Annotated in this window: 12 protein-coding genes; 6 read left to right on the plus strand and 6 right to left on the minus strand. The window is 62.9% G+C overall.

Annotated features, from left to right (window positions below):
• Positions 1-40: 40 nt before the first annotated feature.
• Entirely contained in the window at positions 41-1,009 is a 969-nt protein-coding gene (locus AC5RU3_RS10070) for a LuxR C-terminal-related transcriptional regulator (protein WP_309071013.1), read from the minus strand.
• 392 nt (positions 1,010-1,401) lie between these two features.
• Here AC5RU3_RS10070 and AC5RU3_RS10075 point away from each other — a divergent pair, with 392 nt between their 5' ends.
• The 3 genes from AC5RU3_RS10075 (at position 1,402) to AC5RU3_RS10085 (ending at position 2,833) form a co-directional block, all read left to right on the plus strand.
• Positions 1,402-1,536: a hypothetical protein gene (locus tag AC5RU3_RS10075; protein ID WP_309124169.1), complete on the plus strand. Its 135-nt coding sequence runs from the start codon at positions 1,402-1,404 to the stop codon at positions 1,534-1,536.
• Positions 1,537-1,632: 96 nt separating this feature from the next.
• Positions 1,633-2,592 carry a lantibiotic dehydratase C-terminal domain-containing protein gene (locus tag AC5RU3_RS10080; protein WP_309071012.1) on the plus strand — a complete coding sequence of 320 codons (960 nt, stop codon included), beginning with the start codon at positions 1,633-1,635 and terminating at the stop codon, positions 2,590-2,592.
• 49 nt (positions 2,593-2,641) lie between these two features.
• Positions 2,642-2,833, plus strand: a complete 192-nt coding sequence (locus AC5RU3_RS10085) for a hypothetical protein (RefSeq protein ID WP_309071011.1) — start codon at positions 2,642-2,644, stop codon at positions 2,831-2,833.
• Positions 2,834-2,966: 133 nt separating this feature from the next.
• Here the strand turns inward: AC5RU3_RS10085 and AC5RU3_RS10090 are convergent, their stop codons facing one another.
• Positions 2,967-3,467 (minus strand): helix-turn-helix domain-containing protein, encoded by a 501-nt coding sequence (locus AC5RU3_RS10090; protein ID WP_458116034.1) that lies wholly within the window; start codon positions 3,465-3,467, stop codon positions 2,967-2,969.
• Positions 3,468-3,604: 137 nt separating this feature from the next.
• Between AC5RU3_RS10090 and AC5RU3_RS10095 the strand changes: the two genes are divergently transcribed.
• Positions 3,605-4,627 carry a Gfo/Idh/MocA family protein gene (locus AC5RU3_RS10095; protein WP_493965422.1) on the plus strand — a complete coding sequence of 341 codons (1,023 nt, stop codon included), beginning with the start codon at positions 3,605-3,607 and terminating at the stop codon, positions 4,625-4,627.
• Here AC5RU3_RS10095 and ald read toward each other — a convergent pair.
• Positions 4,624-5,736 (minus strand): alanine dehydrogenase, encoded by a 1,113-nt coding sequence (ald, locus tag AC5RU3_RS10100; RefSeq protein WP_309071008.1) that lies wholly within the window; start codon positions 5,734-5,736, stop codon positions 4,624-4,626. The genes AC5RU3_RS10095 and ald overlap by 4 nt on opposite strands.
• Before the next feature lie 294 nt (positions 5,737-6,030).
• On the opposite strand from ald, the gene AC5RU3_RS10105 reads away from it, so the two are divergent.
• Positions 6,031-7,245 carry a PucR family transcriptional regulator gene (locus AC5RU3_RS10105; RefSeq protein WP_493965423.1) on the plus strand — a complete coding sequence of 405 codons (1,215 nt, stop codon included), beginning with the start codon at positions 6,031-6,033 and terminating at the stop codon, positions 7,243-7,245.
• Here the strand turns inward: AC5RU3_RS10105 and AC5RU3_RS10110 are convergent.
• The 3 genes from AC5RU3_RS10110 to AC5RU3_RS10120 form a co-directional block, all read right to left on the minus strand.
• The gene (locus AC5RU3_RS10110; protein WP_309124172.1) at positions 7,225-7,608 is read right to left on the minus strand and encodes a helix-turn-helix domain-containing protein; all 384 of its coding nucleotides are present in this window, start codon (positions 7,606-7,608) and stop codon (positions 7,225-7,227) included. The genes AC5RU3_RS10105 and AC5RU3_RS10110 overlap by 21 nt on opposite strands.
• Positions 7,609-7,790: 182 nt before the next feature.
• Positions 7,791-7,967 (minus strand): hypothetical protein, encoded by a 177-nt coding sequence (locus AC5RU3_RS10115; protein ID WP_309124173.1) that lies wholly within the window; start codon positions 7,965-7,967, stop codon positions 7,791-7,793.
• 116 nt (positions 7,968-8,083) lie between these two features.
• Positions 8,084-8,848 carry an SDR family oxidoreductase gene (locus tag AC5RU3_RS10120; protein ID WP_493965424.1) on the minus strand — a complete coding sequence of 255 codons (765 nt, stop codon included), beginning with the start codon at positions 8,846-8,848 and terminating at the stop codon, positions 8,084-8,086.
• A 99-nt stretch (positions 8,849-8,947) separates the two neighbouring features.
• On the opposite strand from AC5RU3_RS10120, the gene aceE reads away from it, so the two are divergent.
• Positions 8,948-11,662, plus strand: a complete 2,715-nt coding sequence (gene aceE / locus AC5RU3_RS10125; protein ID WP_493965425.1) for a pyruvate dehydrogenase (acetyl-transferring), homodimeric type — start codon at positions 8,948-8,950, stop codon at positions 11,660-11,662.
• Positions 11,663-11,727 lie beyond the last annotated feature (65 nt).

Genomic DNA, 11,727 nt, shown 5'->3' on the forward strand with positions numbered 1-11,727 from the left:
AGTCTAGAGGACCCGTTCACCGTTAGGCAACGGAAGTTGACTAAATCCACCCCGCCTGGTGAGCCTTGATGCCCGCCTGGAAGCGGCTGTCCGCCTGCAGGGTCTCCAGCATCCAGGCGATATGGCGCCGGCAGGTGCGAACGTTGATGTCCAGGCGTCGGGCTATCACCTCGTCGGAATAACCTGCGGCCAGACCCTTTAGGATGGCCTGCTGGGTGTTGTTCAGCGGGGATGGATTCGGGTCATCGATGAGGAACGGCTCGCTGAGCTCCCACGCGAACTCGAACAGTTGCGTGAAGATGTGAATCAGGTGCGGATCCCGAACCACCAGGGCTGCTTTGTCATCATGCTTGAGCTGACGCGCTACCAGCGCGAGTTTCCGGTCGAAGATGAGCATGCGCAAGGGAACCCGGGGTAGCGCGCCGAACTGTCCGCCGCCGGCGCTGATCGCCGCGACCGCCTTGCGGGTTGGCACGTGGTCCCGGGTGCTGATGTCGTACAGCGTTTTCCGCTCCACGCCCTTGCTGAGAAGCTCGAGATCCTTACGCACGTTCTCTTCGTGCACATCAGCCGTGGAGCCCTGACCGGGCTGGGCAATCAGCACCTTCTCCGTGACGTCCCTGCCATAGTCGATCAGGACCCTATGGATGAGGTGCGGATCCTCGAGCGTCTCTACGGATGAGCTCGTGATGACGCCCTTTCGGGCATCGAGGTACGTCGGCACCAACGTGGAAAGCTCACGACGCCGGGCACTGATCCTTGACCGCAGGTCCTGCACCGCACGCTCGTCAGCATCGACAAGATCTGCCAGGGCGACGTCCGGTGAGACAGCGACATAGGCGTGGGAAGAACCGTTCTGCTCGCTGAGTAACCGGCGCTCCACGAGCACTTCCATGGCCGAGTCGATCTCCCGTAGGGTGTACCCCAGTGCGTCTGAGGCTGCGGACCTCGTCCACCCGGGGTTGCCAACTGCATAGCGGTACAGCTCAATCGATATGCCGTCGAGCATCCCCGGTTCCCCTTTCCGACGTGACCGAGTTCTTATGGGTAGCCTACAGACCCGGTGTTCGAGTGCGATCCTCCGTTTGTTGCACCGACCGTAGCGCAGAGGCCGAAACCGCTCGTGAAAAACATGACATGTCAGTTTAATGACATGTAAGGGAAACCTCGCCACAAAACCGTGCACATAGCCCTGGATCCGCGGGTTCAGGCGTCATTGCGGCGCCCTGGGGGCGTCTGTGAGAGTGGCGACCAAGGCTCAAATGTCCTCATCAGGTCATGTCCTGAATAGGGTGCCCTCCCAAGTGGACAACCGTCAGCCGTGGCACACATGCTGGGATCTACCGGCTCGACGGCGAGCGGGATCGCGTCACACGCAACCTTGACGGAAGGGAACGTCCAGTGAAGAAGATTATCGGCGCGGCCGCAGGCATCCTCGTAGCAGCCGCGGCTCTGGCACCGGCAACCCCGGCAGTTGGAGCAGCAAGCTGGGATTGGCCAAAGACCGTAACCGCAAGCTGGGACTGGCCAAAATAAGTCCATCCTCAAAGAGTTCCTGGCCTTCAACGCTGAAGCCGGAACACCCACAGACTCGCCCCAGCGGGGGTAACCATTAGCCCAAAGGAGGATGCCATGAGTCAGCTGACAGCAGTTCGAACCGCCTCACGAACAGCACCCAGCGCTCAATGGTGGCATCTCTCCACACAAGCAGGCGGCTTCGATGTAGCGGACGGCATCATTGGAGACCTGGTTACCCCGCTGGCGGCGCAGGCACAAGTACTGCGAGCTGGAAGATGGTTCTACACGCGGAGTGTAGAACCATCTTCTGTTCAGGTTCGGCTACACATCCTTGCTCAGCCCGGCACCATCGAGCGGTTGCAGGCAGTGCACCAGGTTCTCGTGAAGCGCAACAGCAGCACATTGGCCCCCCTGCCTTACCGCCAGTCCATCTCCACGCCTGCTACCAGCGGTTACTACCTCCGTGGAGCCGAGGACGCCGACCCTCAGCTCGAAGCAGAGCTCTTCAAGTACGGCGGCGTCGAGGGCCTTCAGTTGGCGGAGGAAGTTTTCGAGCTGTCCTCGGAGCTCGCAGCCTGGGGAACGCAACGGTTCTCAAGAATGCACAGCCGTTCGGCTTTCGCCGCACTCATCCTTTTCGATTCCGCTCGGAGCATGATGAAGGGCTCACGGTCCGCGAGCTGGGCCGATCGCCGTCGAATCTCCTGGGATTACTACTGGGACAGCCATCTCAAAACCTGCACACCCGACCTCGGTACACGTGGATCTGCTGTCCGCGAGGCAATGGCCAACCAGGTGAGCGCCAAAGCCCCAGCTTTCCAGAGCCTCATGGCCGCAACCGCTGCCGAATCAGCCGTTCACAACTGGCGACGCCGCTGGTTCCGAGCAGTAGACACCTATCTCTACCGGGCAGATAAGGCGCGCGTAAGCCGCAGCGCCCAGCACCTGACTGTTCACCAGGCGCACATGACCCTGAACCGCCTGGGTTTCAACTCCCGTGAGGAAGCAGTACTGGGCTTGTATGCCCGCACGTGGAGCGCGGACCGTGAACGAGCCCTGTTCAACCGGAACTGACCAACTCCTGCTCGACCGTCGCCACCTAGACGAGAAAGGAAAGTGCAGCATGGCCCACCACAAAGATGTCATCCTCGCCGCTGACGCACACGACCTGAGTAAAGCATTGGGATGCTCGCCCGACACCGTGGAGGATCTCCGCGGAATGGGCGTCATTGCTTCCCAGGGGGAGCTTTGGGAAGTCGGAGCGGCGCGCGACTACCTCCGCGACGCGGCCTGGGCAGATAATCTTTGGCACTGACCTCCCGCAGACGTTCCACCAAAACTTCGTAGACATTCCACCAAAAGCAGCAGCCCGGACCCCCAGGGTCCGGGCTGCTGCTTCAGCTTGCTAGCCGTGAGGCTGCTCCACGGCGACGTCCTCCAGCGGCTTCTTACTTGGCGTCAAGCACTCCGCCGTCACGTAGCCGGCTGATCAGGGAGCTGAGTTCCAGGCGAAGCGTTGTGCTCGTTTCGGCAAAAAGCGCGTCCTCCAAGGTGCGCGCGTCGGCGAGGGTGCTGGCTCCTGCGTCGGTGATCCTATGAACACCCTGCTGCGTCTCGACGAATCCAAGCTGGGTAAGTTCAATGAGGGAGCGTTCACTGACCGACTCCGAGAGGAGGCACTGCTCGGCGATTTCCCGCGCCGTAGCTTCGCGCAGCTCTGCCAAGCCACTGAGCACAGAGAGGTCGAGCGGAGTGAGTCCCAACTCAGCCAGCTGGGAGTGCAGGTGCTGCTGCACAAAGTGGGCTGCTGTGGTGAGCATGAGGCGAGTGGAGTGTGTGTCTGTGGGGGCGCCGTCGTCGTGGGTAGTCTCGATGGGCGCAGAGGAAGCCGGCAGATCACTGCCGAGGTCTGTAGAAATTTGAGCGCTGGGCTCCGGTGCGGTGGCCATAGGGTCCCTTGGTACGAGGAATTCCGTGGCCACTGCTTGACCGATCAACGATCTTAGTACGGCTTCGCTCAGCCCGTAAACTCGGAGTCGGAATGCCGCGTCACGCCGAAGGCGGACTGCGGCCCTAGGGTTGGGGCATGGACACAATCAGGACTGCCCTCATTGGATTCGGTTTGGGAGGGCGTGTTTTCCACGCTCCCTTCATCAACGCGAACAGCCGCTACTCGCTCGATGTTGTGGTGACCTCCAACAAGGACCGGATCTCGCAGGTGCAGGAACAGTACCCGTCGGCCCGGATCGTCCACACAGTAGATGAGCTATGGCAGCAGATGGATCACCTGGACCTCGTCGTCGTGAGCACGCCGCCGGCCACCCACGCCCCGCTCGCGGAGCGGGCGCTGCGGGAGGGCGCAGCCGTCGTCGTCGATAAGCCGTTCGTGGTGGACTCGGCCGATGGTGAGCGGCTTATTGACATCGCCCGGGAGGAGGGACAGTTGCTGACCGTCTTCCAGAACCGGCGGTGGGACGGCGACTTCCTGACGGTGCGGAAGCTCCTCGAGGAAGGCAAGCTCGGCACGGTGCGGCGGTTCGAATCCCGGATGGAGACGTACAAGCCTCTGGTTACCAAACCATGGAAGGCCGCGAGCCGCAGTGAAGACGGCGGCGGCATCCTCTACGACCTTGGGCCCCACCTGATCGACCAGGCACTGCAGCTGTTCGGGGAGGCCGAGCTCGCACACGTTGAGCGCGCTGCGCACCGTGAGGCCGAGGGGCCCGACGACGACGTCTTCCTCGCCCTGCGGCATTCTTCCGGCGTCATCAGCCACCTCTGGATGAACGCGCTGGCACCTCAGGCGGCGCCGCGCTTCCGGATCACCGGTTCGGAATCGGCGTACACCAAGTGGGGAGTTGACGTGCAGGAAGCCGCTGTCGATGCGGGCATGCTGCCCACCGATCCTGGGTACGGCGTGGAGGACCGGCTCGCATGGGGCCTGCTCGGCTTCGACCATGAGGCCACGCGTTTGCCTACGGAGAAAGGCACCTATCCCACGTTCTACGAGCTCCTCGCGGCGGCCCTGCAGGATGGGGGCGAAGTGCCTGTGGATCCGGCGGACAGCCTGCGTGCCCACCGGATCATTGAGGCGGCCCACACCTTCTAGACCAGCTGGCGCCAGTCCTCGGTGAGTTCCAGACCGTGCGCTTCCGACACGGAATGGTGGGCAACGGCGCCGTCGGCAATGTTCAGGCCGTGCGCCAGTGCGGGAATCGCCTCGAATGCGCCGCGCACACCCTTGTCAGCCAGTGCAACGGCATAGCGGAGGGTGACGTTGGTCAGCGCGTAGGTGGACGTGTTCGGGACGGCGCCGGGCATGTTGCCCACGCAGTAGAACAGCGACTGATGCACCGTGAACGTCGGATCCTCGTGCGTGGTGACGTGGGAGTCCTCGAAACAGCCGCCCTGATCCACCGCGATGTCCACAAGGACGCTGCCCGGCTTCATGCGCGAGACCATGTCATTGGTGACCAGCTTCGGTGCCTTCGCTCCCGGGATGAGAACGGAGCCGATCACGAGGTCTGCATCGAGCACGGCGCGCTCGATCTCGAACGCATTGGACACAATGGTCCGGATCCGTCCGGCGTACTGCGCGTCGAGTTCCCGCAACCGCGCGATGTTGATGTCCATGACCGTGACGTCGGCACCGGTTCCAACAGCCATCGCCGTGGCGTTGGTACCGGCCACGCCGGCGCCCAGCACAACCACCTTCGCCGGACGCACGCCCGGTACGCCGCCCAGCAGCAGCCCGGGACCTCCCGCGGGCGCCGTCATGACCTGCGCGCCAACCTGTACGGAGAGGCGACCGGCGACCTCGGACATCGGCGCAAGCAAGGGAAGCGCCCGACCGTCCTGGACGGTTTCGTAGGCGATCGCGGTCACGCCGGATTCCATCAAAGCGTGGGTCAGCTTCGGTTCAGCAGCGAGGTGCAGGTACGTGAACAGGATCAAGCCCTTGCGGAAGCGGTGGTACTCCTCGGCGACGGGCTCCTTCACCTTCATCACCATGTCCGCGCGCGCCCAGACGTCATCGGCGTCGTCGACGATCTCTGCACCCGCTGCAACGTATTCATCGTCGGTGATGTTGGAACCAACGCCCGCGGATCGCTCCACCAGGACCGTGTGGCCGTGCGTGCGGAACTCGTGCACTCCCGAAGCCGTAATGGCTACACGAAACTCGTTGTTCTTCACTTCTTTGGGGACGCCGATGATCACGGGATTCTCCGTCTGCTGTCAGGGTTCTGAAGTTGGGCAGGAGCTTGTGGCGCCTGCAACTACAGGATACGAGCGGCGCTGCCGCGCGGACAGGGGCGGAACAACCGCCTTTCAGGCACCGGAACGACGACGGCGGGTGCGGGGGTCGTCGTCCGGTCCGACTGCTCCGCACACGCAAGCGGAAGGGAAGGAAGTGTGATCGGCGCCACTAACATGGAACCCACACGTCCTCCAGTCGACAGTTGTCGAGTTGTGGAGCGCCAAGTGTCGTCGCCGCGCTTCTACGATGGGGGAATGCAAATAACGCAGGTCGAGCTCGAGGTGGAGCGGATAGCCGAACGGCTGGGCCGCGGGCTTTCCCTGGAAGACCTTGACGGCATACTCATCGCGTACAGCAGCCAGCAGTCGTCAGCCGACCGCGTTCGCGTCAACTTCCTGCTGAGCAAGAAGGTTCCTGACGACGTCAACGCCTGGCAGCGGCAGCACGGCATCACGACGGCGGTGCGTCCCGTGGCCGTTCCGGCCAACCCGGAGCTGGGGATGCTTGGGCGGGTATGCGTCCCCCTGCTGGTGAGGGGCTTTCGCGTTGGGTACCTGTGGGTGCAGCAGGACGCCGGTGAGGACACAGCAACGCACATCCTCAGGCAGCTGCCCTCAGTGCGCGAGGACACTGATCGGCTCGCCGCGCTGCTGCTCGAGGACAACACCGCAGGCTCCGAGCACCGAACCCGCCGGGAGAGGATCTTCCTTGGGGCTGTTTCCGGAGACGGCCAGTCGCTGGAGGAGTGTGCGGGGTGGCGGGAACTCGACGGCACGTCCCCGTGGCAGCTCGCAGTGTTGCTCGACCGACCGACGAGTGCCCCCGAAGGGGTGGTGGACTCCCACGACGCTACGCTGGCCCGGCGTACGGCGGCGCTGCAGGCTACGGTGGGCGCCGACGTCGTCGTTTTCAGTGCAGGCGAGGCGTCGCACTCTGTCCTGCTGCTTCGCTACCCGGCAGGCCGTACCGATCTGGCAACGGTGCGCGGTCGTTACGGGAAGCGGCTGGCGGCCCTGACGGGAATGGACGCTTCGCTGACCAGCGGGTTCAGCGAACCCTTCTCAGCGCCGGATGGTCTGGCGGGTGCCTATGCTCAGGCAAGGTCCTCGGTTCAGGCCGCCTCAGTGGATCCGCAGTTGGGGGACGCGGTCGATTACCGCTCGATCGGCGTGTATCAGTTCCTGGCCGGTGGCGGTTGGCAGGCTTCTGCGCCGCGGTCTGTCTACTTCGCGGAACTCGAGGATGCGGACCGGGCCAATGAACTCCTCCCGCTGCTGGAGCTTCTGTATGACAAGAACGGTTCAGTGCAGGACGTCGCCCGGCAATTGCATCTGCATCGGAGCAGTGTCTACAACCGGCTGTCACGGGTCCGGTCAATCGTCGGTGCAGATCCATTGAGCGGGCCTGTCCGGCTCGAGCTTCATCTGGCGCTCAAGGCGCGTCGGTGGTCACGTCGGCCTCGCATCTGACTTCTTCTGTGAGGCCAGCCAGGCATCGATGGCGTCCCGTCTGATGCGACGGTGAGTTCCCCGGTATTCGACCGGGATGACCCCGGCGTCGGTCAGGTTGCGCAGGTAGGTGTGGGATATTCCCGCCGCCTCAGCTGCCTGGGACGTGGTCATCGTCTCCGCGATTGAGGAAACCGTGACGGAATCGCCCGCCGCCAGCCGTTGCAGGAGGTCGACGACGGCGTCCCTCGCCTCCCCTGGAAGCTTGACGGCTGTGCCGTCCACAAACACGGTGACATCGTTGTTCTCGGCCAGGGTCCGCGCCAGCGAACGGCGCGCCGTGTCTGGGAGGGCGGGGGCGATGCGGGAGCGAGGCCGGGTCATCCTCCTATTTTGCCCGTACAGCCGGTTATTGCTTAGAGGAACTTCCTAAATATGTGCACAAACGGTATCGTTATTAAACCTTAACTAAGCGAGCTTAGTTGTTGCTTCCGAAAATCATTGCTGTTGGATGGTGACAAACGATGACAATAATTGATCCGGAGCGTCGGAGTACCACGCTGCCCTCAACGGGCCAGCTTGCGGAGCGCGATGGGGCGCTTCCGTGGTGTGATCGATGCCGAACCGACGAATTCCTCATTTACGAGGACTTCGTACCCGCGCGAGTCTCCTCCGAAGGGCGCGACCTCCTTCCCGCCAGTGTCAGCTATTCCTGTTCCCTCTGCGGTTCCTTCAATGGACACCAGGTTCCTCCGATGTGGAGCCCGCCGCGTTGGTTCTGGTACAGCTGACCGTCCCTCAACATTCGTGAAAAGCCCTCCGGAAACTTACCCGGGGGGCTTTCGTCTGCCGGGAGTCGTCAGCCGCGTCCAATAAAGGGCATGCCGCTGGCCGTGATGATGACGGTGCCAATACTGGCCGACGCCGGTAGCTCCGCCATGTGCAGCACCGTGCGTGCTGCTTCCTCCACCGGGAAGGTGGGTTCGACCCGGCGGGAACCGTCCGCTTGCAGCGCCCCAACACCCACTCCGAGCGTCGTCATGAGCTCGGTATGCGTATTTCCGATGTCGATCTGGCCGCACGAGATGCCGTAGGCACGTCCGTCGAGTTCAATCGACTTGGTCAGTCCCGTCATCGCGTGCTTGGTCGCAGTGTAGGCAACCGATCGAGGCCGGGGAGAGTGCGCGGCTATCGAGCCGTTGTTGATGATGCGGCCACCCTGCGGGTCCTGGTTCTTCATGCTCCGGAATGCTTCTGCGGCGCAGAGGAACGATCCGGTCAGGTTGGTTGCCACCGTGGATGTCCAGTCCTCCACGCTAATTTCATCGATCGCGCCTGCGGGGCCGTAGGTTCCGGCGTTGTTGAAGAGCAGGTCGATTCTGCCCCAGCGTTCGCGGACTTGTGCGAAGAGGCGCGTGACGTCGTCGGGCCGGGTGATGTCGGTCGGAACCACGGAGGCAAGATCCCGGTCGGCGGCGGTTTCCTCCAACGCCTCCCGACGGCGTCCCGCCAGGGCGACTGCCCAGCCTGCATCCAGGAGGGCGTGGGCCACAGCACGTCCGATGCCTGAGCCCGCGCCAGTGACGACGGCGGCCCGTGGGCGGGGATGGAGTGGCTCGTTCATCACGTCTCTGTCAGCCCTTCTGGTCGGCATTCCCATCTTCACACGGAATGACTCTATAGTAATGGAATAATAATTCCGTCTAGTGAAAACAGGTTTGGCATGGTTGCTGATCAGGGGATTGTGGGTACGGGTACCGGTGGGGACTCGGATCCGGAGGAGACGGCTGAGTGGGTTGAGTCCTTTGATCAGCTGGTCGACGTGCGGGGTTCTGAGCGTGCGCGTGAGGTTTTGGGGCGTCTGTTGGCGCGTGCGGGTGGCCGGTCTGTGGGTCTTCCCAGCGTTGTGACCACCGATTATGTGAATACCATCCCGGTTGATGAGGAGCCCGAGTTCCCTGGGGATGAGGAGATCGAGCGGAAGTACCGGGCATGGATGCGTTGGAATGCCGCGGTCATGGTGCACCGTGCGCAGCGTCCGGAGATCGGCGTCGGCGGGCACATTTCCACGTATGCGGGGGCTGCGACCCTGTACGAGGTCGGGTTCAACCATTTCTTCAAGGGTAAGGACCACCCCTCGGGCGGGGATCAGGTGTTCTTCCAGGGCCACGCCTCACCGGGGATGTATGCGCGTGCGTTCCTTGAGGGCCGGTTGAGCGAGGAGGATCTTGACGGGTTCCGGCAGGAGAAGTCCAAGGAAGGCCACGCCCTGTCGTCTTATCCGCATCCGCGGTTGATGCCGGAGTTCTGGGAGTTCCCGACCGTGTCGATGGGTATCGGGCCGATGAACGCGATCTACCAGGCGCAGAACAACCGTTACCTGCATAACCGGGGGCTTAAGGACACCAGTGATCAGCAGGTGTGGGCGTTCCTCGGTGATGGTGAGATGGACGAACCCGAATCGCGTGGTCTGCTTCAGTTGGCGGCCAATGACGGCCTGGACAACCTGAACTTCGTGATCAACTGCAACCTGCAGCGCCTTGACGGGCCGGTGCGCGGTAACGGGAAGATCATGCAGGAACTCGAAGCGTTCTTCCGCGGCGCCGGCTGGAACGTCATCAAGGTCGTGTGGGGCCGGGAGTGGGATGACCTGCTGGCCAGGGACACCACCGGTGAGCTGGTGAAGATCATGAACGAGACCGCTGATGGTGACTATCAGACCTACAAGGCCGAGTCCGGTGGGTTCGTCCGTGATCATTTCTTCGGCAAGACCCCGCAGACCAAAGCCATGGTTGAAGACCTTTCCGACGCCGAGATCTGGAACCTCAAGCGCGGCGGGCACGACTACCGCAAGGTTTACGCCGCGTACAAGGCCGCCACCGAGTTCAAGGGCAAACCCACCGTCATCCTGGCCAAGACCGTAAAGGGCTACGGCCTCGGACCGCACTTCGAGGGCCGCAACGCGACCCACCAAATGAAGAAACTCACGCTCCAGGATCTGAAGGAGTTCAGGGACTATCTCCGTATCCCTATCGCGGATGAGGCGCTGGAAGCCGATCCCTATTGTCCTCCCTACTACCATCCGGGAACCGATGCGAGGGAGATTCAGTATCTGCTGGACCGGCGTCGGGCTCTTGGTGGATTCGTTCCGGAGCGCCGCTCCCGTGCGGCGGAACTGCAGCTGCCGGGAGACAAGGCCTATGAGGTTGCCAACCGCGGATCCGGGAAGCAGCAGGCAGCCACCACCATGGCGTTCGTACGACTGCTGAAGGACCTCATGAGGGACAAGGGCGTGGGTTCGCGGATCGTCCCGATTGTGCCGGACGAATCAAGGACCTTCGGGATGGATGCTTTTTTCCCCACGGCGAAGATCTACAACCCGAACGGCCAGAACTACCTCTCGGTGGACCGCGACCTGGTGCTCGCATATAAGGAATCCCCGGCCGGAGCGATACTTCACCCGGGCATCAACGAGGCCGGCGCCGTTGCCGCATTCACCGCTGCGGGAACGTCCTATGCGACCCAGGGTGAGCCGCTCATCCCGATCTACGTGTTCTACTCGATGTTCGGGTTCCAGCGCACCGGCGACTCCTTCTGGGCCGCCGGTGACCAGATGACCCGCGGTTTCATCATCGGTGCCACCGCCGGACGCACCACCCTCACCGGTGAAGGCCTCCAGCACGCTGACGGCCACTCACCGCTCCTCGCCTCCACCAACCCCGCAGTCATCACGTACGACCCGGCCTACGGCTATGAACTGGGCATCATCATGAGGGCGGGACTCGAGCGGATGTATGGGCAGGGATCAGAGGAGACCCCCGCTGATCGAAACGTCATGTACTACATCACCGTGTACAACGAGCCGATCATCCAGCCGCCGTTGCCGGACGGCTTGGACGCCGATGCGGTGGTCCGCGGAATGTACCAGTTGAAGCAGGGCAATGATGACGACGGGGGCAGGCCGAAAGCCCAGATCCTCGCCTCCGGCGTGGCTGTGCCGTGGGCGCTCGAAGCGCAGGATCTTCTTGCCGAGCACTGGGGCGTGTCGGCGGATGTCTGGTCGGTGACTTCCTGGAATGAACTCCGGCGTGACGCCCTCGCCGCCGAGGAGGAAGGCTTCCTCAACCCCGGCGCCGAGACGCGCGTACCGTTCGTCACGCAGCAACTGGGCAACGCTCCGGGACCCATCGTGGCAGTCACGGACTACATGAAGGCAGTGCCGGACCAGATCCGCCAGTTCGTGCCGCAGGAATTCGCCACGCTCGGTGCGGACGGTTTCGGTTTCTCCGACACGCGTGCCGCTGCACGGCGTTTCTTCAAGATCGATTCCCACTCCGTCGCCGTGCGCACCCTTGAGCTTCTGGCCAAACGGGGCGAAGTCGACCCAGAGGCACCACGCCAGGCCATCGAGAAGTACTCACTTCTCAGCATCCCCTGATGTTGACTTGCAGGACATGCCCCTCGTGCCGCGGCCAATGGGGTGTGTCCTGCAAATCGAACCAG

This window comes from Arthrobacter sp. MDB1-55, assembly GCF_059092925.1.

Excerpts from the sequence above, each read along its gene's own strand:
- AC5RU3_RS10070 (WP_309071013.1), bottom strand. The coding sequence starts at position 1,009 with ATGCTCGACGGCATATCGATTGAGCTGTACCGCTATGCAGTTGGCAAC.
- AC5RU3_RS10080 (WP_309071012.1), top strand. The coding sequence starts at position 1,633 with ATGAGTCAGCTGACAGCAGTTCGAACCGCCTCACGAACAGCACCCAGC.
- AC5RU3_RS10085 (WP_309071011.1), top strand. The coding sequence starts at position 2,642 with ATGGCCCACCACAAAGATGTCATCCTCGCCGCTGACGCACACGACCTG.
- AC5RU3_RS10090 (WP_458116034.1), bottom strand. The coding sequence starts at position 3,467 with ATGGCCACCGCACCGGAGCCCAGCGCTCAAATTTCTACAGACCTCGGC.
- AC5RU3_RS10095 (WP_493965422.1), top strand. The coding sequence starts at position 3,605 with ATGGACACAATCAGGACTGCCCTCATTGGATTCGGTTTGGGAGGGCGT.
- AC5RU3_RS10105 (WP_493965423.1), top strand. The coding sequence starts at position 6,031 with ATGCAAATAACGCAGGTCGAGCTCGAGGTGGAGCGGATAGCCGAACGG.
- AC5RU3_RS10110 (WP_309124172.1), bottom strand. The coding sequence starts at position 7,608 with ATGACCCGGCCTCGCTCCCGCATCGCCCCCGCCCTCCCAGACACGGCG.
- AC5RU3_RS10120 (WP_493965424.1), bottom strand. The coding sequence starts at position 8,848 with ATGAACGAGCCACTCCATCCCCGCCCACGGGCCGCCGTCGTCACTGGC.
- aceE (WP_493965425.1), top strand. The coding sequence starts at position 8,948 with ATGGTTGCTGATCAGGGGATTGTGGGTACGGGTACCGGTGGGGACTCG.